The sequence below is a fragment of the Streptomyces sp. NPDC056373 genome, assembly GCF_042262425.1.
Taxonomy (GTDB): Bacteria; Actinomycetota; Actinomycetes; order Streptomycetales; family Streptomycetaceae; genus Streptomyces.
Window position 1 is genome coordinate 154,905 of record NZ_JBHJPX010000014.1, and the last position, 21,078, is coordinate 175,982.

At 73.8% G+C, this 21,078-nt stretch carries 19 protein-coding genes; 10 read left to right on the plus strand and 9 right to left on the minus strand.

Features of this window, described 5'->3' with window-relative positions; all coding sequences use genetic code 11:
* Positions 1–28: 28 nt before the first annotated feature.
* On the plus strand, positions 29–1,096 hold the full coding sequence (gene hemE / locus ACFCXS_RS28450; RefSeq protein ID WP_376646186.1) for a uroporphyrinogen decarboxylase: 1,068 nt from the start codon (positions 29–31) through the stop codon (positions 1,094–1,096).
* 116 nt (positions 1,097–1,212) lie between these two features.
* Positions 1,213–1,545: a hypothetical protein gene (locus ACFCXS_RS28455; RefSeq protein WP_097221496.1), complete on the plus strand. Its 333-nt coding sequence runs from the start codon at positions 1,213–1,215 to the stop codon at positions 1,543–1,545.
* A gap of 122 nt (positions 1,546–1,667) precedes the next feature.
* Here the strand turns inward: ACFCXS_RS28455 and ACFCXS_RS28460 are convergent, their stop codons facing one another.
* A complete protein-coding gene (locus tag ACFCXS_RS28460; RefSeq protein WP_376646187.1) occupies positions 1,668–3,056 on the minus strand; it encodes an FAD-dependent oxidoreductase in 1,389 nt (462 codons plus the stop codon).
* 27 nt (positions 3,057–3,083) lie between these two features.
* Positions 3,084–4,064 carry a DUF4349 domain-containing protein gene (locus ACFCXS_RS28465; protein WP_376646188.1) on the minus strand — a complete coding sequence of 327 codons (981 nt, stop codon included), beginning with the start codon at positions 4,062–4,064 and terminating at the stop codon, positions 3,084–3,086.
* 158 nt (positions 4,065–4,222) lie between these two features.
* Here ACFCXS_RS28465 and hemG point away from each other — a divergent pair, with 158 nt between their 5' ends.
* Together hemG and hemQ are read left to right on the plus strand one after the other, a co-directional pair.
* Positions 4,223–5,668: a protoporphyrinogen oxidase gene (gene hemG, locus ACFCXS_RS28470; protein ID WP_376646189.1), complete on the plus strand. Its 1,446-nt coding sequence runs from the start codon at positions 4,223–4,225 to the stop codon at positions 5,666–5,668.
* A gap of 4 nt (positions 5,669–5,672) precedes the next feature.
* A complete protein-coding gene (gene hemQ / locus ACFCXS_RS28475; protein WP_104778326.1) occupies positions 5,673–6,404 on the plus strand; it encodes a hydrogen peroxide-dependent heme synthase in 732 nt (243 codons plus the stop codon).
* Between the two features lies 1 nt (position 6,405).
* Here hemQ and ACFCXS_RS28480 read toward each other — a convergent pair whose 3' ends face one another.
* Both ACFCXS_RS28480 and ACFCXS_RS28485 read right to left on the minus strand, forming a co-directional pair.
* Positions 6,406–8,070, minus strand: coding sequence for an alpha/beta hydrolase (locus tag ACFCXS_RS28480; RefSeq protein ID WP_376646190.1), 1,665 nt, complete (start codon positions 8,068–8,070; stop codon positions 6,406–6,408).
* Between the two features lie 117 nt (positions 8,071–8,187).
* Entirely contained in the window at positions 8,188–8,958 is a 771-nt protein-coding gene (locus ACFCXS_RS28485) for a TIGR04222 domain-containing membrane protein (protein ID WP_376646191.1), read from the minus strand.
* Between the two features lie 382 nt (positions 8,959–9,340).
* Between ACFCXS_RS28485 and ACFCXS_RS28490 the strand changes: the two genes are divergently transcribed.
* The 3 genes from ACFCXS_RS28490 to ACFCXS_RS28500 all read left to right on the plus strand — a co-directional run bounded on the left by ACFCXS_RS28490 (position 9,341) and on the right by ACFCXS_RS28500 (position 14,161).
* Complete coding sequence (locus tag ACFCXS_RS28490; RefSeq protein WP_376646192.1) at positions 9,341–10,807, plus strand: aldehyde dehydrogenase family protein; 1,467 nt, start codon at positions 9,341–9,343, stop codon at positions 10,805–10,807.
* Positions 10,808–11,105: 298 nt separating this feature from the next.
* A complete protein-coding gene (locus ACFCXS_RS28495) occupies positions 11,106–12,662 on the plus strand; it encodes a GMC family oxidoreductase (protein WP_376646193.1) in 1,557 nt (518 codons plus the stop codon).
* The gene (locus ACFCXS_RS28500; RefSeq protein ID WP_376646194.1) at positions 12,659–14,161 is read left to right on the plus strand and encodes an APC family permease; all 1,503 of its coding nucleotides are present in this window, start codon (positions 12,659–12,661) and stop codon (positions 14,159–14,161) included. The genes ACFCXS_RS28495 and ACFCXS_RS28500 overlap by 4 nt, the downstream gene beginning before the upstream one ends.
* A gap of 21 nt (positions 14,162–14,182) precedes the next feature.
* On the opposite strand, the gene ACFCXS_RS28505 is transcribed toward ACFCXS_RS28500, so the two are convergent.
* Positions 14,183–15,571 carry a DUF692 domain-containing protein gene (locus ACFCXS_RS28505; RefSeq protein ID WP_376646195.1) on the minus strand — a complete coding sequence of 463 codons (1,389 nt, stop codon included), beginning with the start codon at positions 15,569–15,571 and terminating at the stop codon, positions 14,183–14,185.
* Positions 15,572–15,752: 181 nt separating this feature from the next.
* Here ACFCXS_RS28505 and ACFCXS_RS28510 point away from each other — a divergent pair, with 181 nt between their 5' ends.
* Positions 15,753–16,355: a potassium channel family protein gene (locus ACFCXS_RS28510; protein ID WP_376646196.1), complete on the plus strand. Its 603-nt coding sequence runs from the start codon at positions 15,753–15,755 to the stop codon at positions 16,353–16,355.
* On the opposite strand, the gene ACFCXS_RS28515 is transcribed toward ACFCXS_RS28510, so the two are convergent.
* Positions 16,327–16,788, minus strand: coding sequence for a hypothetical protein (locus tag ACFCXS_RS28515; RefSeq protein ID WP_376646197.1), 462 nt, complete (start codon positions 16,786–16,788; stop codon positions 16,327–16,329). The two genes, ACFCXS_RS28510 and ACFCXS_RS28515, sit on opposite strands and share 29 nt — an antisense overlap.
* Positions 16,789–16,858: 70 nt before the next feature.
* Complete coding sequence (locus tag ACFCXS_RS28520) at positions 16,859–17,626, minus strand: aminoacyl-tRNA hydrolase (protein WP_376646198.1); 768 nt, start codon at positions 17,624–17,626, stop codon at positions 16,859–16,861.
* 42 nt (positions 17,627–17,668) lie between these two features.
* Here ACFCXS_RS28520 and ACFCXS_RS28525 point away from each other — a divergent pair, with 42 nt between their 5' ends.
* Both ACFCXS_RS28525 and ACFCXS_RS28530 read left to right on the plus strand, forming a co-directional pair.
* The gene (locus ACFCXS_RS28525; RefSeq protein WP_376646199.1) at positions 17,669–18,538 is read left to right on the plus strand and encodes an ATP-binding cassette domain-containing protein; all 870 of its coding nucleotides are present in this window, start codon (positions 17,669–17,671) and stop codon (positions 18,536–18,538) included.
* Positions 18,539–18,650: 112 nt separating this feature from the next.
* The gene (locus ACFCXS_RS28530) at positions 18,651–19,322 is read left to right on the plus strand and encodes an ABC transporter (protein ID WP_376646200.1); all 672 of its coding nucleotides are present in this window, start codon (positions 18,651–18,653) and stop codon (positions 19,320–19,322) included.
* 27 nt (positions 19,323–19,349) lie between these two features.
* Here ACFCXS_RS28530 and ACFCXS_RS28535 read toward each other — a convergent pair whose 3' ends face one another.
* On the minus strand, positions 19,350–19,529 hold the full coding sequence (locus ACFCXS_RS28535; protein WP_094052755.1) for a hypothetical protein: 180 nt from the start codon (positions 19,527–19,529) through the stop codon (positions 19,350–19,352).
* A 29-nt stretch (positions 19,530–19,558) separates the two neighbouring features.
* Positions 19,559–21,076, minus strand: coding sequence for an FAD-dependent oxidoreductase (locus ACFCXS_RS28540; protein ID WP_376646201.1), 1,518 nt, complete (start codon positions 21,074–21,076; stop codon positions 19,559–19,561).
* Positions 21,077–21,078 lie beyond the last annotated feature (2 nt).

The window sequence follows — 21,078 nt, forward strand, 5'->3', positions numbered from 1 at the left end:
CGTTCGGCGGCGTGCGAAACTTGGCCCCGTGAGTGCCAACGACGCCCCTCGGGCCCAGCAGCCGTCCGCCGCATACGACTCCGCCTTCCTCAAGGCCTGCCGGCGCGAGCCCGTGCCGCACACGCCCGTGTGGTTCATGCGGCAGGCCGGGCGCTCACTGCCGGAGTACCGCAAGGTGCGCGAGGGCATCGGGATGCTCGAGTCCTGCATGCGGCCCGACCTGGTCACCGAGATCACGCTCCAGCCGGTGCGCCGGCACGGCGTGGACGCGGCCATCTACTTCAGCGACATCGTCGTCCCGCTCAAGGCCATCGGCATCGACCTCGACATCAAGCCCGGCGTCGGCCCGGTCGTCGAGCGCCCGATCCGCACCCGGGAGGACCTCGCGCAGCTGCGCGACCTGACCCCCGAGGACGTCTCCTACGTCACCGAGGCCATCGGCCTGCTCACCCGCGAGCTCGGCGCCACGCCCCTCATCGGCTTCGCCGGCGCCCCCTTCACCCTCGCCAGCTACCTCGTCGAGGGCGGCCCGTCCCGCACGTACGAGAACGCCAAGGCGATGATGTACGGCGACCCCGAGCTGTGGGCCGACCTGCTCGACCGGCTTTCGGACATCACCGCCGCGTTCCTGAAGGTGCAGATCGAGGCGGGCGCCTCGGCGGTCCAGCTGTTCGACTCCTGGGCCGGTGCGCTCGCCCCCGTCGACTACCGCCGCTCGGTGCTGCCGGCCTCCGCGAAGGTGTTCGAGGCCGTCGCCGGGTACGGCGTCCCGCGCATCCACTTCGGCGTCGGCACCGGCGAGCTGCTGGGCCTCATGGGCGAGGCCGGCGCGGACGTCGTGGGCGTCGACTGGCGTGTCCCGATGGACGAGGCCGCCCGCCGGGTCGGCCCCGGCAAGGCCCTCCAGGGCAACCTCGACCCGACCGTGCTGTTCGCCCCGACGGAGGCCGTCGAGGCCAAGACCCGCGAGGTCCTGGACTCGGCGAAGAACCTCGAGGGCCATGTCTTCAACCTCGGCCACGGCGTCATGCCGTCCACCGACCCGGACGCCCTGACGCGGCTCGTGGAGCACGTGCACACGCTGACCGCGCGCTGACGCCCGGTCACCGGCCGGCCGCTTCGGTGAACGCGGCCGGACGCGCGTGCGTATGTGTCGGCAACCGCCCGCGGCGCGGGGAAGGCGGGTCGCGGGGCCGACGTGAGGAACAGGCGATGAACGACCGAGTGACCCCCGCGATGCACGCCCTGCCCGACGGTGAGGCGGAGCTGACGCTGGTGGTGCGGCTGCCCTGGGAGGACGTGGCCCGCCTCGGCCAGGAGGCGGGGCGGCTGGCCACCCAGTTGCGGCGGCCCGTGACGCTGGAGGAGGCGGTGAGCCACCGGTTGCGGTCGACCCGCGTGGCGTCGCACGCGAAGCCGGCGGGGGAGCAGCCGCCGGCGGTGACGGCCGCGCCGGCGTCGGTGTCGTCCTTGCCGTCGCGGCCGCCGGCGGAGCAGGCCCGTCAGGCCATCGACCGGATCACCGGTACGGCGGGGACGGCGTAAGGGATTCGCCGTAGGGGTGCGGGTGCGTTGCCGGGTGCCGGCCCGTCGTGGCCGTTCGCGCCCACGCGGCGGAGCCGCACATATACAGCCCCGCGCCCCTCAGGGCACGATCCCGCCCCGGGTCACAAGGAACGGCGCACCTTCACCGACGCCTTGCGGGCCGCCACCAGGACCGGGTCCCAGACCGGGGAGAACGGGGGTGCGTAGCCGAGGTCCAGGGCCGTCATCTGTTCCGCCGTCATGCCCGCCGTGAGGGCGACCGCGGCGATGTCGACCCGCTTGCCCGCGCCCTCCCGGCCGACGATCTGGACGCCGAGGAGGCGGCCCGTGCCGTGCTCGGCGAGCATCTTGACCGTCATGGGGGAGGCGTTCGGGTAGTAGCCCGCGCGGCTGGTCGACTCGATGGTGACCGACTCGAAGCGGAGCCCGACGCTGTGGGCGTCCTTCTCGCGCAGGCCCGTGCGGGCGATCTCCAGGTCGCAGACCTTGCTGACCGCCGTGCCGACCACGCCCGGGAAGGTGGCGTAGCCGCCGCCGGCGTTGGTGCCGATGACCTGGCCGTGCTTGTTGGCGTGCGTGCCGAGCGGGATGTGCCGCTCCTGGCCCGAGACCAGGTCGAGGACCTCGACGCAGTCGCCGCCGGACCAGATGTTCTCCTGGCCGCGCACCCGCATCGAGCGGTCCGTGAGGAGACCGCCGTGCGGGCCGAGGGGGAGACCGGCGGCCTTCGCGAGGGCCGTCTCGGGGCGGACGCCGATGCCGAGCACGACGACGTCCGCCGGGTACTCGCCCTCCTGCGTGGCCACCGCTCTGACCCGCCCGTCGTCACCGGTGAGGATCTTCGTGACCTCGGCGTCGTTCACCATCGTGATGCCCAGGCCCTCCATGGCCTCGTGCACCAGACGGCCCATGTCGGGGTCGAGGGTCGACATGGGCTCGCTGCCGCGGTTGACGACCGTCACCCGGTAGCCGCGCTTGATGAGCGCCTCGGCCATCTCCACGCCGATGTAGCCGGCCCCGACCACCACCGCGCGGCGGCCCCGGGTGCCCTCCAGCGTGTCGAGGAGCGCCTGGCCGTCGTCCAGTGTCTGCACCCCGTGCACCCCGGCCGCGTCCACCCCGGGCATGTCGGGCCGGATCGGCCGGGCGCCGGTGGCGATCACGAGCTTGTCGTACGACGTCCAGGACTCCTCGCCGGAGTCGACGTCACGCGTGCGTACCCGCTGCCCGTCGAGGTCGAGTTCCGTCACCTCGGTGCGCAGGCGCAGGTCGATGTCCCGGGCGCGGTGCTCCTCGGGAGTGCGGGCGACGAGCTCGTCCCGGTCGGTGACGTCGCCGCCGACCCAGTAGGGAATGCCGCACGCCGAGTACGACGTGAAGTGGCCCCGTTCGAACGCCACGATCTCCAGTTCGCCGGGGCCCTTCCGGCGGCGCGCCTGGGACGCCGCGGACATGCCCGCGGCGTCACCGCCGATGACGACCAGTCGCTCCCGTGCACGGCTCTTGTCCATGCGAACACGCTACGGGAGCAGGGCATTTCAGTCCCGTTCACCCGGCCTTCCCGGCTGCGCGGACTCCGGCGCCGGCCGGGCCGTGGGCAGCGGGCCCAGCGCGGTCGCCGTGGGCGCGGGCGCGGGGCGGCGCGGCAGACGGGGACGTACGACGCGCAGCCACAGCCAGACGAGCAGCGCGGCCACCGCCGCGAACGGCAGGACCGCGCCGAAGGCCACCGCGAGCCAGCGCAGCATCGTCACGAAGGCGCTCCAGCCGCCCGCCAGCGCGTCCACGAACCCCGGGTCTCCGTCCTTCGCCTCCTTCTTCACCGGGGTCTCGGACAGCGACAGGGTGATGGTGGCCAGGCTGGTGCGGTCCTTCAGTGACTTCTGCCGGGCGAGCAGTGCCTCCAGGTCGGCCTGGCGGGTGCTCAGCTCGCCCTCCAGGGTCACCACGTCGCTGAGTTTGGTGGCCTGGTCCATCAGCTCGCGGATCCGGGCCACGCTGGCGCGCTGCGTCCTGATCCGGCTCTCCACGTCCACGACCTGGTCGGTGACGTCCTCGGCCTTCGCGCTGCGGTCGAGGAGCTTGCCGGAGCCCTCCAGCCCGGCGAGGACCTCGTCGTACTTCTCGACGGGCACGCGCAGCACGACCCGGGTCCGCTCACGGCCCTCGGAGTCCCGGGTGGTCGTCTCGTTGCCGACGTAGCCGCCCGCGTTCTCCACGCCGGTGCGGGCCTGGTCCAGTGCCTTCGGGACGTCCTTGACCTGCACGGTCAGGGAGGCCGTGCGGATGATGTGGTTCGGGGTGAGCTTCGGCGGCGCCGTGGCCTTGGCGTCGCTTCCGGTGCCGCCCGGGGCGGCCTCCCCCGAGACGGCACTGCCGGCCGCCCCCTTGTCGGCGGCGGAGCCGCTGCCGCCCGAGGCGTCGTCCCCGGCGCTGCACCCCGTGAGGGCGAGGGCGGCCGCGAGCAGGAGCGCGGACAGGGCCGGGACGGGGTGTCGTACGGGTCGTCGTGTGCGCATGCGGGCATCCCCCGGGGGTCGATTCTGCTGACGCTTCTTCGACGCCGGACAGGCGCCGATCGTTTGGCCCGGGACGGTTCCGATGCGGTCACGGTCGGAACTCGTGAAGGACACCGGGGCGCGGCGGCGCTGCCGGAGGGGTCTGAGAAGCTGGGGGCATGCGCGAAGTGCAAGGGCGGGTCGTCGTCGTCGGGGCGGGCATCGCGGGGCTGGCGGCCGCGCACCGGCTGCTGGACCGCGGGGCGCGGGTGACCGTGCTGGAGGCCTCCGGCCGGGTCGGCGGCAAGCTGCTGCCCGGGGAGGTCGCGGGCGCGCGGGTGGACCTCGGCGCCGAGTCGATGCTGGCCCGCCGCCCCGAGGCCGTGGCCCTCGCCCGCGAGGTGGGCCTCGCCGACCGCCTCCGGCCACCGGCCACGGCGACGGCCTCGCTGTGGACCCGCGGCGCCCTGCGCCCCTTCCCCAAGGGGCATGTGATGGGCGTGCCCGGCACCGCGTCCGCCCTGGCCGGCGTGGTGTCCGAGGAGGGCCTCGCCCGCATCGGGCGCGACGCCGAGCTGCCCCGTACCGAGGTCGGCGACGACGTGGCGGTCGGGGAGTACGTGGCGCGGCGTCTCGGCCGCGAGGTCGTCGACCGCCTGCTGGAGCCCATGCTGGGCGGGGTGTACGCGGGCGACGCGTACCGCATCTCCATGCGTTCGGCCGTTCCGCAGCTCTTCCAGGTGGCCCGGACCCACACCTCCCTGACGGCAGGGGTCCGCGAGCTCCAGGCCAAGGCGGCCGCCGCTCAGCAGACCGGTCCGGTCTTCATGGGCATCCAGGGCGGCATCGGCACCCTGCCCCTCGCGGTGGCGGACTCGGTCCGGGCCCGCGGGGGCGAGATCCTCACGGGGACGTCCGTGACCGGGCTGCGCCGCACCCCCGAGGGCGGCTGGCACGTCGTCTCCGGTGAGCGCGAGTGGCTCGCGGACGCCGTGGTCGTCGCCGCGCCGGCCGCCGCGGCCGCCCGGCTGCTGCGCGCCGAGAACCCCGGGGCCGCCGCCGAGCTCGACGGCGTGGAGTACGCCTCCATGGCCCTGGTCACCCTCGCCTACCGCCGTGCGGAGACGGCCCTGCCCGACGGCAGCGGCTTCCTCGTGCCGCCGGTCGACGGACGGACCATCAAGGCGTCCACCTTCGCCTCGCAGAAATGGGGCTGGATCGCCGACGAGAACCCCGATCTGGTCGTCCTGCGCACCTCCGTCGGGCGGTACGGCGAGACGGAGATCCTCGAGCGCGACGACAGCGAGCTGGCCGACGTCTCCCGGCAGGACCTGAAGGCCGCGACCGGCCTCGACGCCACACCCGTCGCCACCCACGTCACCCGCTGGGACGACGGCCTGCCCCAGTACCCCGTCGGCCATCACGCGCGCGTGGCCCGCATCCGCGAGCACATCGCCCGCCTCCCCGGCCTCGCCGTCTGCGGCGCCGCGTACGACGGCGTCGGCATCCCCGCCTGCATCGCGAGCGCGTACGCCGCCGTCGACCGGATCCACGGTGCCCCGGTCGCTGTGCAGGAGCTCACCGCCCACCCGGTGCAGAGCCTGCACGGCGGAGCGGGAGAATGAGGCCATGAGCAACGACGCCCCTACCCCCGAGTCCGGCAGGATCCCGAACAAGGGCAAGCTGGCCAAGGACCTCAACGAGGTCATCCGCTACACGCTCTGGTCCGTCTTCAAGCTGAAGGACGTCCTCCCCGAGGACCGCGCCGGGTACGCCGACGAGGTCCAGGAGCTGTTCGACCAGCTCGCCGCCAAGGACGTGACCATTCGCGGAACCTACGACGTCTCGGGCCTGCGCGCCGACGCCGACCTCATGATCTGGTGGCACGCGGAGACCAGCGACGCGCTGCAGGAGGCGTACAACCTCTTCCGCCGCACCAAGCTGGGCCGCGCCCTGGAGCCCGTCTGGTCGAACATGGCGCTGCACCGCCCCGCCGAGTTCAACCGCGCGCACATCCCGGCGTTCCTCGCCGACGAGACGCCCCGCAACTACGTCAGCGTCTACCCCTTCGTGCGCTCCTACGACTGGTACCTGCTGCCCGACGAGGACCGCCGCCGCATGCTCGCCGACCACGGCAAGATGGCCCGTGGCTACCCCGACGTGCGCGCCAACACCGTCGCTTCGTTCTCCCTCGGCGACTACGAGTGGATCCTCGCCTTCGAGGCCGACGAGCTGTACCGCATCGTCGACCTCATGCGTCACCTGCGTGCCTCGGAGGCCCGTATGCACGTGCGCGAGGAGGTGCCGTTCTACACGGGCCGCCGCAAGGACATCGCCGAGCTGGTCGCCTCGCTGGCCTGAGTCAGCGGACGCCTCCGTGGGCCCCGGCCCCGGCTCGGTGCGGGGCCGTCGGTCCCGGCTCGGAGTGCGGGGCGGTCGGTCCCGGCTCGGTGGCCGGGGCGGTCGGTTTCGGCTCGGTGTGCGGGGCGCAGTCCGTGCGTCGTCCCGGCAGCCGCCCTTCCAGCAGGTATGCCTCCAGGTGGTCGTTGACGCAGGCGCTGGGGCCGCCGGCCAGCCCGTGGGATCCGGCGTCCCGTTCCGTCACCAGGACCGAGCCCGCCAGACGGCCGTGGAGGTCGAGGGCGCCGTCGTAGGGGGTGGCGGCGTCCCGCTCGGCGGCCAGGATCAGCGTCGGCGGCAGCTCGCCCGGCCCGGCGCCGACATCGAGCGGTCGCTGCCGGGGCGCCCGCCAGTAGGCGCACGGCAGGTTCGTCCACACGTTGTCCCAGGTCTCGAAGGGCGCCATCCGCGCCAGCCGGGTGTTGTCCCGGTCCCACACCGTCCAGTCCGTGGGCCAGGGGGCGTCGTTGCACTCGACGGCCAGGTACGCCGCCCGTGAGTTCTCCGCTTCGGCCGCCGCCTCCGGTTGCCGTTCCGCCTGTTCGACCAGGGGCTTCGGGTCACCCCTGAGGTACGCCGACAGCGCGTGCGCGCGGTGCGGCCACTGGTCGTCGTAGTACCCGGCCTGCAGGAAGGCCCCCTGCAACTCACCCGGTCCGACCTTCCCGCCCGCCGGCTCGGCGGCCAGCCGCGCGCTCGCCCGCTGGTAGCTGCGCAGCACCTCCCGCGCGGTCGAGCCCAGCCCGTACACGTCGTGGTGGCGGGCGACCCAGGTCCGGAAGTCCGACCAGCGGCGCTCGAACGCCGCCGACTGGGCGAGGTTGTTGCGGTACCAGATCCGGCGGGGGCCGGGGTGGACCACCGAGTCGAACACCATCCGGCGCACGTGCGAGGGGAACATCGTCGCGTACAGGGCACCGAAGTACGTTCCGTACGAGGAGCCCATGAAGGTCAGCCGCTCCTCGCCGAGCGCGGCACGCAACACGTCGAGGTCGCGGGCGTTGTTGAGGGAGTGGTAGTGCCGCAGGGCGCCGCCCACGCGCTCGGCGCAGCCGCGCGCGTACGCCTTCGCCCGCGCGATGCGCTCCTTCTTGTACGACTCCGAGGGGTGGGCCGGTGCCTGCGAGGGCCTCTCGAAGAACCGCTTCGGGTCCGTGCACGACAGCGGCGCCGAACGGCCGACCCCGCGCGGGGCGTAGCCGACGAGGTCGTACGCGGCCGCGATCCGCTTCCACTCGGGGAGCAGGCCGATGAGCGGGAAGTACAGGCCGGTGGCGCCCGGGCCGCCCGGGTTGTGGACCAGGGCGCCCTGCCGCCCGACCGTCCGCTTCGCGTGGTGCGGGTCCTTCCCCGTGGCCCGGACCCTGCTGACGGAGAGTTCGATCTGCTCGCCGTCCGGGCGGGCGTAGTCCAGCGGGACGCGCACCGATGCGCACTGCATGCTGCCGGGCAGGTCCTGCGCGTCGGGGCAGGGGCCGAAGTCGACACCGGCGGCTTCGGCCCGGGCGGCCGCCACGGCGGTGCCGCGCCGCTCCGCCGCACCCGTCGGGTCCTCGGTGCCCGGGGCCGCGGTGAGGGTGCTCAGCAGCAAGGACCCGGCGGCCGAGTAGAGGAGGACGGCTCTCATGCGTATCCCTTCGGTGCACGGTGGCGACCAAAGGGATGTTTCGTTCGGTGAGGGAGGAAGGCAAGCACCGTCCGCCGGTGTCGGGCCGCATGCCCCTTGTGCGCCTGTCCCGGTCGGTCAGTCGTGCGAGCCGCGGTGTGCGAACGCGGCGCGCAGGTCCGGTTCGCCGATCGCGCTGACGCCGCGCACGGCCACCGAGGTGAGGTACGTGCGGTCGTCGGCGGTGCCGTCCGCGGTCCGGGTCAGCGTGCCGAGCAACTGCCGCCCGGCCGGGGAGGCCCAGTGCGAGTAGGGGTGGATCTCGACCCGCGCGACGGCCAGGCAGCTCAGGGTCAGGGTGAGCGGCAGCGCGAACCACAGGGCGACCAGATGCCGCGGCATGTCCGGCGGAGCCGGCGTCAGCAGCGCGGCCACGCCCAGCCCCAGGACGGCGACGGCTGCCACGCGGACCTGCCGGACGGCCGTCGCGACCGTCGTACGGGCACTGTCCGGCACCGCGAGCCCCGCGCGCACCAGCCCTTCGGCGATCCCGCGCACCGCGTCGGCCGCGGCGGCCGTGGACCGCACCGGCGCGATCCGGGACTGCCCCTCCGGCCCGATGGCTCCTATCACCGACCGCTCCATCTCGTCCCGCCCGCGCGGGTCGACGACCGTCGCCCAGCCGGTGTGCGCCAGGAGCAGCCGGCGCTGACGGGCCATCGCGACCAGTGTGACGTCGGCGACCCGGCGGGGGCCGCCGGAGAGGAACGCGGCCTCGTACAACGTGAGTTCACGACCCGGACCGGTGTCCGCGTCCACGGCCGCGGCGCGTACGGCGGCCAGGCACAGGCGCGTGCACGCCGTGCCGGCCACGGCCCAGGCCGCCAGCAGGAAAAGAACCCAGAGCATATGTTGTTTGTATGTGACACGCTCCCGAAAACACCATGCCTCGTTCACGATCCGGACGGAGTGTTGTCGGTATGTGACGTTCCGCTTCAGCTCGGCGGCGTCCCGGGCCGGTGGCCGGGGACAAATGCGGTACGCAAAAGGGGTGATGGACCGAGATGCGTCGGCATGAAGCATCTGGTGCCTCCCGGGCGTGCGAGCCGGGCGTCGGCCCCGGCGCCCTCGCGTGCGCAGACCTGGAGCCTGGCGACTAGCCCACCCGGGTCCTCTGGGCCGCCCGGACACCGTCGCGGCGGTGTGCCCCGTGGCCGCCGCCCGCCCGATGGGCCATGTTGCTGATCGTCGAGCCGATCGGGCTCCGGCCGGACGCGAAGGAGGGCCCGCGGTGGGTGAGCTGTACATCGACGGCGAGTGGACGCAGGCGGTGGCCGGTGGCCGGCGTGAGGTGGTCAACCCCTACGACGCCTCGGTCGTCACCACCGTCGACGAGGCCGACGCCACCGACGTCGACCGCGCCGTGCGCGCCGCCCGGCGCGCCTTCGCCGAGGAGGACTGGGCGAACGCCCCCTCCCGCCGTCGGGCCGACCTCCTGCTGCGCGTCCACGACCTGCTGCTGCGCGACCGTGAGGACATCGCCCGCACCGAGACGCTCGACACCGGCAAGACGCTCACCGAGTCCCGCATCGACGTGGAGGACGTGGCGAACGCCTTCCGCTACTTCGCCGAACTCGCGGGCAAGGACGGCGGCCGGGTCGTCGACGTCGGCCCGGACGTCCTCAGCCGCGTCGTCTACCAGCCGGTCGGCGTGTGCGCGCTCATCGCCCCCTGGAACTACCCGCTGCTGCAGGCCTCCTGGAAGGTCGCCCCGGCCCTGGCCGCCGGCAACACCTTCGTCCTGAAGCCCAGCGAGACCACGCCCCTCACCACGATCGCCATGATCCGGCTCATCGAGGAGGCCGGCGCCCCACCCGGCGTCGCCAACCTCGTGCTGGGCTCCGGGGCGACCGTCGGTGCGGCCCTGACCAGCCACCCCGACGTCGATCTGGTCTCCTTCACCGGCGGCCTGCACACCGGCCGGGCCATCATGGTCGCCGCCGCCGAGGGACCCCGCAACATCGCCCTGGAACTGGGCGGCAAGAACCCCAACATCGTCTTCGCGGACGCCGACTTCGACGCCGCCGTCGACTACGCCCTGGACGCCGCCTTCCTGCACTCCGGGCAGGTCTGCTCGGCCGGTTCGCGCCTGCTCGTCGAGGACGCGCTGCACGACCGGTTCGTCGAGGCCTACGCCGAGCGCGCCCGGGCCATCCGGCTCGGCAACGGCCTGGAGGAGGGCACCGAGAGCGGCCCGCTCAGCTCCGCCGAGCACCGCGAGAAGGTCGAGGGCTACATCGCCGTGGCCAAGAAGGAGGGTGCCCGGCTCGTCACCGGCGGCATCCGCCCCGACGACCCGGCCCTCGCCCGCGGGTTCTTCCTGCTGCCGACGATCTTCGCCGACTGCGACCGGTCCATGCGCATCGTGCAGGAGGAGGTCTTCGGCCCGGTGGTCACCGTCGAGCGCTTCCGCGGCGAGGACGAGGCGGTGGAACTGGCCAACGACACCCGCTACGGCCTGGCCGGCGGCGTGTGGACCTCGGACGCGAGCCGCGCCCAGCGCGTCGCACAGCGGCTGCGGCACGGAACCGTGTGGATCAACGACTTCCACCCCTACGTACCGCAGGCCGAGTGGGGCGGCTTCGGCCGCTCGGGCGTCGGGCGCGAACTCGGTCCCACGGGACTGCGCGAGTACCAGGAGGCCAAGCACATCTACCAGAACCTCGCCCCCGCCCCCTCCGGCTGGTTCAAGGGCTGACCGGCGCCGGCCCACCGGCACCACCTCCATGGCCGGCCGACCCGATCCACGACGTGCCGAAGCGGGGCTGCCCGCCCGCGGATTCGGCCCGCGGCGCACAAGCCGTCGACACAGGGCCGTCCGCTCGCGACGCACGACCACCGATGAAGGGCCGTCCGCTCGCGACGCACGGCCACCGATGAAGGGCCGTCCGCTCGCGACGCACGGCCACCGATGAAAGGCCGTTCGCTCGCGACGCACGACCACCGATGAAGGGCCTTTTGCCCGCCACGCACAGGCCACCGAAGAAAGGCACCGCATGGCCACCACTCCCGCGCACGGCGACGAGTCCGCCTACGACTACGTCATCGTCGGCGGCGGCACCGCCGGCTGCGTGCTCGCCGCCCGGCTGAGCGAGGACCCCGACTGCCGCGTCTGCGTCATCGAGGGCGGCCCCAGTGATGTCGGCGACGAGCGCATCCTGCGCCTGCGCAACTGGATCAACCTGCTCGACTCGGAGTTCGACTACGGCTACACCACCGTCGAGCAGCCGCGCGGCAACTCGCACATCCTGCACTCCCGGGCCCGCGTGCTCGGCGGCTGCTCCTCGCACAACACCCTGATCAGCTTCCTGCCGCTGCCGCAGGACCTCGAGGACTGGGTCGGCCACGGCTGCTCCGGCTGGGACCCGGCGACGATCCTGCCCTACCGCGACCGGCTGCTCACGCAGATCGTCCCGGTGGCCGAGGCCGACCGCAACCCCATCGCCCGGGACTTCGTCACCGCGGCCTCCCGGGCCCTCGGCGTCCCCGTCGTCGACGACTTCAACGCCGAACCCTTCGCCGACGGCACCGGCTTCTTCTCGCTGGCCTACCAGCCGGAGGGCAACCTGCGCTCCTCCGCGTCCGTCGCCTACCTCCACCCGGTGCTGGACCGGCCCAACCTCACGCTGAAACTGGAGACCTGGGCCCACCGGCTGCTCCCCGACGCGGCGGGCCGGCTCACCCGGGTCGCCGTCCGGGGCGCCGACGGCGAACCCGCCACCGTGCGCGCCGAGCGCGAACTCCTGCTGTGCGCGGGCGCCATCGACACCCCGCGCCTGCTGATGCTCTCCGGCATCGGACCGGCCGACGACCTGCGCGCCCTGGGCATCGCGGTACGGGCCGACCTGCCCGGCGTCGGGGAGAACCTGCTGGACCACCCCGAGTCGGTGATCGTCTGGGAGACCGCGGGACCGCTGCCGCCCAACTCCGCGATGGACTCCGACGCCGGCCTGTTCCTGCGCCGCGACAAGAGCGGGCCGCGCCCAGACCTGATGTTCCACTTCTACCAGGTGCCGTTCACGGTCAACACCGAACGCCTCGGCTACCCCGTACCGCGCCACGGGGTCTGCATGACGCCGAACGTGCCGCGGGCCCGCTCCACAGGCCGCATGTGGCTGCGCAGCAACAACCCCGCCGAGCACCCCGCCCTGGACTTCCGGTACTTCACCGACCCCGAGGGCCACGACGAGCGCACCATCGTGGACGGTCTGAAGGTGGCGCGCGAGGTCGCCGCGACCGAGCCGCTGCGGGACTGGCTCGTCCGCGAGGTGGCGCCCGGCCCGGACGTCGTCTCCGACGCCGACCTGTCGGAGTACGGCCGCCGCGCCGCCCACACCGTCTACCATCCGGCCGGCACCTGCCGCATGGGCGCCGCGGACGACCCCTTGGCCGTCTGCGACCCCGAGCTGAGACTCCGGGGCTTCGACGGGGTGCGGATCGTCGACGCGTCGGTGTTCCCGACGATGCCCACGATCAACCCGATGGTGACCGTGCTGCTCGCCGCCGAACGGGCCGCCGACCTGATCACCGCGGGACGGAGGTCCCGGCCGTGACCGGCACACCACCTCCCGCACCGGCGTCCGGCGTCCCGTCGGGGGAGCCCGGCTCCGAGTTCCGCAAGGACATGGGCCCCTGGGCCAACTTCGCCCTCGGCTTCACCTATCTCTCCCCGGTGGTGAGCACCTACACCCTCTTCGGCACCGCGCTCGCCGAGGGCGGCCCACCGATGATCTGGGCGTTCGTGCTCGCCGGCTGCGGCCAGTTCCTGGTCGCGCTGATCTTCGGCGAGGTCGTCGCGCAGTACCCCATCGCCGGTGGTGTCTACCCGTGGGCGCGACGGCTGTGGGGCAAGCGCTGGGCGTGGATGACCGGCTGGGTGTACATGTGGGCGCTGCTGGTGACCATCACCTCGGTCGCCTACGGGGCCGGGCCCTACATCGCCATCCTCTTCGGCTTCGACCCCACCGTGCACACCACTGTGCTGTGCACCGCCGTCCTGATCGTCATCGCCGTCCTCATCAACTACATGGGCACCAAGGCCCTGTCGGCGGCCGCCGTCATCGGATTCGCCGGAGAACTCATCGGCGCCCTCGTCGTCGGCATCTACCTGCTGTCCACGCACCGCCACCACAACATCGGCGTCATCTTCGACACCTACGGCACCGAGGGGAACGGCTCCTACCTGCCGGTGTTCCTGGGGGCCGCCATCATCGGCTTCTACCAGTACTACGGCTTCGAGGCGTGCGGCGACACCGCCGAGGAGGTCGAGCACCCGGGCCGCGTCATCCCCAGGGCGATGCGCCGCACCATCTACATCGGCGGCGCGGCGGCCACGTTCACCTGCATGTCGCTGCTGCTGTCGGTCACCGACTACAACGCGGTCATCTCCGGGGAGCAGGCCGACCCGGTGGTGGACGTGCTGTACGACGCCATGGGCGCGGCCGGGGCGCGGGCGGTGATGGCCGTGGTGCTGATCTCGTTCCTGTCCTGCACGATCAGCCTCCAGGCCGCGGCCGGGCGGCTCATCTACTCCTACGCGCGCGACGAGATGATCGTCGGGCACGGGCTGCTGCGGCGCTTCGTCCACGCCCGCGCGGTGCCGAGCTGGGCGCTGTTCGTCTCCGCGGCGGTGCCGCTGCTGATCGCCTTCGCCTCACTGGCCTCCGAGGACGCCCTCACCAACATCGTCTCCTTCGCGATCCTCGGCATCTACGCCTCGTTCCAGATGGTGGTCCTGGCGGCGCTGCGCGCCCGGCTCAAGGGCTGGCGTCCGGCGGGGGAGTTCACCCTGGGCCGCTGGGGCACGGCGGTGAACATCGGGGCACTGGCCTACGGCATCTTCGCCATCATCAACATCTGCTGGGCCCGCACCCCGGAGAAGCCGTGGTGGGAGAACTGGATCGTGCTGCTCTGCGGCGCGGTCGTGCTGGGCACCGGCCTGCTCTACATGTTCACCACGCACCACTACGGCCGCGGCGACGCCCCTGCGGGTGATGCCGTGCCGGAGAAGGCCGGTTCGGTCTCCGGCGCAGGCCCCGCAGGGGAGGGGTGAGGAAGCACCGGGCCCAGCGCCTCACCGCCGCAGCAGTACCCTGCGCGTGGCGCGGGCGAGGCGGTGGCCGGGCCGCCGGGAGCGCGGGGCAGGGCCCGACCGCTCCAGCCACCACTCCCGCAGCTCCCGCCGCGCCCGCGAGTCCCCGGGGAGCCCGGCGGACAGCAGGTGCTCGGCGAAGGAGAGGGCGTCGCGCCGGTATCCCGCGGTCATCGGACGGGTCTGGGCGTAGCCGAGGAACGCCGCGCGGTACCCGTCCCCGAGGATCACCGGCAACTCGGGAGCGACCTTCGCCACGACGTCCGCCCGCTTCGCGGCGAGCGCCCGCGCCTGGACACCGATCCGCACCCGGTCGAACCCCTCGGGCACGGGGGTGCCCGCGACCAGCGCCGACAGCAACGCGGCCTGCGCCAGCCCGAGCCGCTGCCGGGCCTCCCCGACCCCGCCCGCCCCTTCCTGATGGGGCGGGCCGGAGGCGCCCCGTGTCGCCCCGGCCGCCCCGGTCTCATGGCAGCGCGCACCGGAACCGGCCGGTGCCGGTTCCTCGGCGCGCCGTTCACGCAGCTGCGTCTTCACGCGTTCGACCGCCCCCGACTCCAACGCCCGGCGGATCGTGGTCAACTCGGCTTCCAGCTCCGCCGGTTCCGGGAAGTTCTCGTCCCGTTCCAACAGGACGCCCGGGGGACCGACCCGGGAGGCTAGGTCCGTCAGGACGTCGAGGACCGGCCGGGGGACGGGGTGGGCGTGGCTGTCGTGCCAGACGCCGTCGCGTTCGAAGCCGCCGGCGACGTGGACGTAGGCGATGGCCTCCAGGGGCAGCTCGGCGAGGGCCTTGGACGGGTCCTCGCCGCGGTTGACGTGGTTGGTGTGCAGGTTGGCCACGTCGATGAGGAGGCGGACGCCCGTGCGGTCGGCGAGTTCGTACAGGAACTGGCCCTCCGTCATCTCCTCGCCCGGCCAGCAGACCAGCGCGGCGATGTTCTCGACGGCCAGCGGCACCGGAAGCGCGTCCTGCGCGATGCGCACGTTCTCGCACAGGACGTCCAGGGCGTCCCGGGTCCGTGGCACGGGCAGCAGGTGGCCCGCCTCCAGGTGCGGGGAGGCGGTCAGCGACCCACCCGCCCGTACGAACGCGATGTGCTCGGTGACCAGTGGGGAGCCCAGCGCCTCGGCGCGCTCGGCCAGCGCCGTCAGCCGTCCGGCGTCGGGCCGGTCCGCGCCGCCGAGGCCGAGGGAGACGCCGTGCGGCACCACGGTGACGCCGCGCTCGCGCAGCCGCCGCAGGGAGTCGGGCAGATGCCCGGGGCAGACGTTCTCGGCCACCGCCTCGACCCAGTCGATCCCCGGCATCCGCTCCACGGCGTCCGCGATCTCCGGTCGCCACCCGATGCCCGTCCCCAGTCGCTCCATCGTCCCCTCCTCCACCCGGCCCGTTCCTCGAACGTGAGGGGGGTATGGCCCAGCCGCTCGCCCCCGAACCCCGCACGGCCCGCCTTCAGAGCAACATTTGAGGTTCGGGGGCCCGGCCGCCGCCCCCACTGACGGAGGCGCAGGGGTCGCGTCCCGGTCCGAAACGCCGTAGACCGGACCTATGCCCGAAGGCAGCGAGCAGCCCCACCGCCCCGTGCGGAAGCGGGAGAAGGAGTTCGGGGCGGCCGCCGTCCGCCGGCTGCGGTTCGGGGCCGGAGCCGTGCTCGTGGCGGGCGGCACGGCCTATTTCCTGTTGCCGCTGGAGGGCCTGGGCGCCGATCGCCCCTGGCTGGGCTGGCCGCTGTTCGTGCTGTGCCTGACACTCGTCGCCGCCCTGCTGCTGCGCCATGTGCGCGACGTCGTGCTGGAGAAGCCGCAGGCCCGGTCGGGCATCATGATCTCGTTGCTGATGTGCCTGGCCGTGCTGGTCTTCTCGTCCGGGTACTACGCCCTCGCGCAGCAGCCGGGGCAGTTCACCGGCCTGAGCACCCGGGTCGACGCGCTGTACTTCACCGTCGTCACGCTCGCGACCGTCGGCTACGGCGACATCACCCCGCGCGGGCAGGAGGCCCGCATGGTGACCGTCGTCCAGATCGTCTACACGTTCGTCTTCCTCACCGCGGCGGCCACCGCGCTGACGCGCCGGATGCACGCGGTGGTCACGGAGCGCGAGCGCCGCCCTGACGCGGGAGGCCCTACACCGGGCGGACGGAGCGGTAGTTGAACACCGACCAGAGGACGAACAGACCGGTCACGATCATGATGATCGACCAGAACGGCTGGTACGGCAGCCAGAGGAAGTTCGCGATGAGCGCCAGGCCGACCACGACCGCGCTCACGACCCGGGCCCAGGCGGCTCCGGCGAACAGGCCGAGCCCGGCGGCCACCACCAGCACCCCGACGATCACGTGGATCCAGCCCCACGCGGTCAGGTCGAACGCGAAGGAGTACTGGCCGAAGCTCGTGTACACCTCGTCCCCGGCGATCGCCGCGATGCCCTGGAGCACCGCGAAGAGGCCGTAGACGACCATCAGGATGCCACCGAGAGCCAGACCCCCGGCCGCCCACGGGTCGCCGGAACCGCCCGAGCCGGGGCCGCCGGGCGTCCGGTCGCCGGGGGCGGGCGGAGCGGGGGGAGGGGGCGCGGCGCTGGTCATGGCTGCCTCCTGGAGTCGGGCCGACCGGTAACCCCACTGGAGCACTCGCCCCAGGCCGCCGCGCCCGCGGCTACTCCGAACGGGTGGGCGCCGCGCGACCGGCCCCCTGCGGCTCGCGGCGCAGCGCCGGGTGGTCCGCGACCACCGTGCACGAGCCGGGCGCGATCTCCGTGAACCCCGCGTCGCGCACCAACGGCAGCCCGCTGCCGGTGAGTCCGGGCCAGCGGGCCGCGTCGGCCGTCCGGACGGAGAGCGGGAAACCCGCCTCGTGCCAGGCGGCCCGCTCCTCGCCGGACAGCTCCCACCAGGCCAGCTGGGCGGCGTGGCCGGCCTGTGCCATGGCCTTGCCGGCCGACATGCCGAGGTCCGGGTTCAGCCAGAGCACGGGGGCGGAGGGGTCCGCGTCCACCGGCGGCCGGGGGTCGTCCAGGTCGGTGCCGGAGACCTGGAGCCTGGCCAGATCCTTGGGCCAGCCGTCCAGCGGGACGGGCGGGAAGACCCGTACCTCGGCGGCCTTGCCGGTGACCGTGATGCCGGGCAGCGCCTCGGCCCGCCGCCACTCGGCGCCGCGTGCCCGCCGCACGACCTTGCGGATCCTGGCGTCCTGCCAGTCCCGCATGGCTCCGGCCCACTCGCCCTCGCCGGCCGACCGTTCGTCGGCCAGGATCGTCAGCACCGCCCGCGCCGCCGTCTCCAGTGCGTCCGTGCGCGCCGGCGGGTCCGCCCGCTCGATCCGCACGACGAGCGGCAGCACGAACTGCGGTGCCTCGTCGCGCGCCGAGGGCTCGGACCGGAAGGGACTGTCGCTCTCGCTCACGGGCGTCGGGTTTTCGCTCACGAACCCCAGTGTGCCAGCCGGAAGATCGTGCAGGATGGCCGCATGAGACCCGACCTGTGCCTGCGCGAAGCGGGCCGCCGCTACGGTCTGACAGGCCCCTGGGTGCTGCGCGGCATCGACCTGGCGGTGGCTCCTGGCCGGCTCGTCCGCGTCGAGGGCGCCAACGGCAGCGGCAAGTCCACGCTGCTGCGGCTGCTCGCCGGCATCGACGCGCCGAGCGAGGGCCGGATCACCGGCCGGCCGCGCACGGCATACGTCCCCGAGCGGTTCCCGCCCGCCCTGCCCTTCACCGCCGCCGGCTACCTCACCCACCTCGGCACCGTGCACGGCCTGACCCGGAAGGGGGCCGCCCGGGCCGCCGGGGAGTGGCTGGAGCGCCTCGGGGCCGCCGCGTACGCCGAGACGCCGATGGCCCGGCTGTCCAAGGGCAGCAGTCAGAAGGTGGCGGTCGCCCAGGCCCTGCTGGCGGAGCCGGAACTGCTGGTGCTGGACGAGGCGTGGACCGGCCTGGACACCGCTGCCCGCGCCGAGCTGGAGCGCGCGGTCGCCGAACGGACGGCGGCCGGCGGCTCGGTGGTGTTCGTCGACCACGACCCGCGCCGCCTGGCAGGCCTGCCCGACGAGACGTACGCCGTGCGCGAGGCGGGCATCGTCCGGCAGGAGCCCGCGTGGGTTACGGCCCCGTCCGGTCCGCACGTGCTGATCGAGGCGCAGGGCCCGCCGGACGCACGACTGCCCGAGGACGTGCGCCGGACGGTGTCCTCGGCCGAGGAAACCGGACCTGGCGCCTACCGGCTCTCCGTCCCCGCCCCGCACTCCGACGTCCTGCTCCGCACGCTGCTGGCGGCCCGTCCGCCCTGGCACGTGGTGAGCGTGACGCCGCGGACGACGCCCCCGGCGAGGCAGGGGTGACAGCCCGCGGCACGGCACCGGGCGACGGTCGCCGAGAGCCGCGTACCGCCGCCACCGGGGTGGGAGCCGACCGGTGCGGCGAGCCACGGATGATCGTTCGCAGGAGCTGCCGATGACCGCCCTGATGCGCTACCACGCCGCCCTGCTGCTGCGCTCGCAGCGCTGGCTGCCGCCGTTCCTGCTGTACGCGGCCTTCCTCGCGATCAGCATCCAGGCCGGGCAGCCGGTGCTCGACTCGCTCGGGTACACGGCCGCCGCCCTGCTGCCCGTCGCCGCGTGGCTGGCGCGGATCTGTGTCATGGGCGAACCCGACGCCGCGCGCGGCTGTGTCGCGGCGGCCGCCGGGCCCGCGCGGGCTCATGTGGCCTGCCTGCTGGTGGCCCTGGCCGGTGCCGCGGCGCTCGGCACGCTCGCGACCCTCGCCGTGACGCTGCTCAGCGACCCGGTCGCCTCCGACCACCGCACCCGGGTCCCGCTCGCGGCCGCCTGCGGTGCCGGGCTGCTCGCCGCGCTGGCCTGCGCCCTGCTCGGCACCGCCGTCGGAGCGCTCACCAGCCGGCCCCTGCTGCGGTCGCCGGGCCGGGCGGTCCCCGCCCTGCTGCTCGCGGCGCTGCTGTCGCTGGTGGCCACCGGCTCACCCGCCCAGGCGGCCGTGCAGGGCCTGGTCACCGGCTCGCAGCGAGGCACCGTCCCGCTGCCGCTGCTGCCCCTGGGTGCGGCGGCCCTGGTCACGGCCGGGGCGCTGGCCCTGGCCGGTGCTCTGGCCTCCCGCAGATCGCCGTGAGCAGTCGGATCGCCGTGAGCAGGCAGGTCACCCCGAGCAGGCCGTGCGCTGCGCCTCCTGCCACTCGCAGACGGGGCAGAGCGTGATGCCCTTGTACGACTCGGGGTACTCCGTCGGCTCCCGGCACAGCACACACTCCGCATAGGGCGGCCCGTCCGCCCGGGGCGGCCTGGCCGCGTCGATCAGGCAGTAGTCGTCCTCGCTCATACGTCCAGCGTAGGCCGGGGGCGGACCGTTCAGAGGTCCCGTCGCTCCAGGGGTTTGGTCGCCGGGCCCTGGATCACCTTGCCGTCCGTGTCGAAGCGGGAACCGTGGCAGGGGCACTCCCAGGCACGTTCGGCGGCGTTGAAGTCGACCAGGCAGCCCAGGTGGGTGCAGCGGGCGGACACGGCGTGGAGAGCGCCGTCCTCGTCCCGGTACACCGCCACGCGGTGGCCGTCCGCGCGGACCACGGCGCCCTCGCCGGGCGGCAGGGACTCCACCGGCGGCGAAGGCCGCAGCCGGTCTCCCACGAAGTGCCCGGCGACCTTGGCCTGCGTCTTGAGGAGCGCCGGTGCCTCACGCAGCGCGGGCCTGACCCGGCGCGGGTCGTACAGCGCGCTCCACTCGCACTCCTCGCCCAGGATCTGCGCGGTCAGCAGCCGGCCCGCCATGATGCCGCCGGTCATGCCCCAGCCGCCGAAACCGGTGGCCACGTACGTGTGCCGGGCGCCCGGGTGCAGGGGGCCGATCATCGGCACCGTGTCCGTGGGCTCGGTGTCCTGGGTGGCCCACCGGTGGGTGACCTCCAGGTCCGGGAAGTGGCCGGTGGCCCAGGCGGTGAGGCGTTCGAAACGGGCCCGCGGGTCGCCCGTGCCCGGTGCGAAGTGCTCACCGGTGACGATGAGCAGCCGCCGGTCGCCGTCCTGGGGCGCGGTGCGCACCGAGCGGGTGCCCTCGTCGGGTGTGATGAACATGCCGTCCGGGTCCTGGTCGGCGGGGATCGTCCCGGCGACGACCAGCTCGCGGCGTGTGGACAGGCGGGCGAACAGCAGGGCCCGGTCGAAGATCGGGTAGTGCGTGGCGACGACGACGTCCCGGGCCCGGACCGTCGCCCCGGTCGTGGTCGACAGCCTGCACGGCTCGCCCTCGTCCAGGCCGAGGACGGTGGTGTCCTCGTAGATCCGCCCGCCGCGCCCGACCAGGTCGGCGGCGAGCGCCAGCAGGTACTTGCGCGGGTGGAACTGGGCCTGCCCGGTGACCTGGACCGCGCCCGCCACCGGGAAGGGCAGCCCGGTCTCCGTCACGAACGACGCGGGCAGCCCGGCCTCGGCCGCGGCCCGGGCCTCGTCGCGCAGTTCCTCCACGCGGCCCGCGTCACGGGCGTAGGTGCAGGCGCTCCTCGTCTCCCACTCGCAGTCGGCGCCCAGCTCTTCGGCGATCCGGGCCGCGTGGCCGATCGCCTCCGACTGGGACCGCGCGTACAGCCGTGCGCCCTCGGGGCCGCGGGTGCGCCGCAGCTTGTCGTAGACGAGCGTGTGCAGGGCGGTGACCTTGGCGGTGGTGTGTCCGGTGACGCCTGCCGCGACCCGGCCGGCCTCCAGGACGGCCACGCTCCGCCCGGCCCGCGTCAGTTCCCACGCCGTGCTCAGCCCGGCGATCCCGGCGCCGATCACCGCCACGTCGACGTCCAGGTCCTCCGGCAGCGCCGGGTGGCGGCCGTCCGGCGCCGTCTGAAGCCAGTACGAGCTGCTGACCTGCTGCTTGTCGCTCATGA

Bases quoted from the DNA above. Each gene is read 5' to 3' on its own strand.
- ACFCXS_RS28530 (WP_376646200.1), top strand. From the start codon at position 18,651: ATGACCGCCCTGATGCGCTACCACGCCGCCCTGCTGCTGCGCTCGCAG.
- ACFCXS_RS28515 (WP_376646197.1), bottom strand. From the start codon at position 16,788: ATGACCAGCGCCGCGCCCCCTCCCCCCGCTCCGCCCGCCCCCGGCGAC.
- ACFCXS_RS28485 (WP_376646191.1), bottom strand. From the start codon at position 8,958: ATGCTCTGGGTTCTTTTCCTGCTGGCGGCCTGGGCCGTGGCCGGCACG.
- ACFCXS_RS28510 (WP_376646196.1), top strand. From the start codon at position 15,753: ATGCCCGAAGGCAGCGAGCAGCCCCACCGCCCCGTGCGGAAGCGGGAG.
- ACFCXS_RS28480 (WP_376646190.1), bottom strand. From the start codon at position 8,070: ATGAGAGCCGTCCTCCTCTACTCGGCCGCCGGGTCCTTGCTGCTGAGC.
- hemG (WP_376646189.1), top strand. From the start codon at position 4,223: ATGCGCGAAGTGCAAGGGCGGGTCGTCGTCGTCGGGGCGGGCATCGCG.
- ACFCXS_RS28495 (WP_376646193.1), top strand. From the start codon at position 11,106: ATGGCCACCACTCCCGCGCACGGCGACGAGTCCGCCTACGACTACGTC.
- ACFCXS_RS28540 (WP_376646201.1), bottom strand. From the start codon at position 21,076: ATGAGCGACAAGCAGCAGGTCAGCAGCTCGTACTGGCTTCAGACGGCG.
- ACFCXS_RS28465 (WP_376646188.1), bottom strand. From the start codon at position 4,064: ATGCGCACACGACGACCCGTACGACACCCCGTCCCGGCCCTGTCCGCG.
- hemQ (WP_104778326.1), top strand. From the start codon at position 5,673: ATGAGCAACGACGCCCCTACCCCCGAGTCCGGCAGGATCCCGAACAAG.
- ACFCXS_RS28535 (WP_094052755.1), bottom strand. From the start codon at position 19,529: ATGAGCGAGGACGACTACTGCCTGATCGACGCGGCCAGGCCGCCCCGG.
- ACFCXS_RS28460 (WP_376646187.1), bottom strand. From the start codon at position 3,056: ATGGACAAGAGCCGTGCACGGGAGCGACTGGTCGTCATCGGCGGTGAC.
- ACFCXS_RS28525 (WP_376646199.1), top strand. From the start codon at position 17,669: ATGAGACCCGACCTGTGCCTGCGCGAAGCGGGCCGCCGCTACGGTCTG.
- ACFCXS_RS28455 (WP_097221496.1), top strand. From the start codon at position 1,213: ATGAACGACCGAGTGACCCCCGCGATGCACGCCCTGCCCGACGGTGAG.
- ACFCXS_RS28505 (WP_376646195.1), bottom strand. From the start codon at position 15,571: ATGGAGCGACTGGGGACGGGCATCGGGTGGCGACCGGAGATCGCGGAC.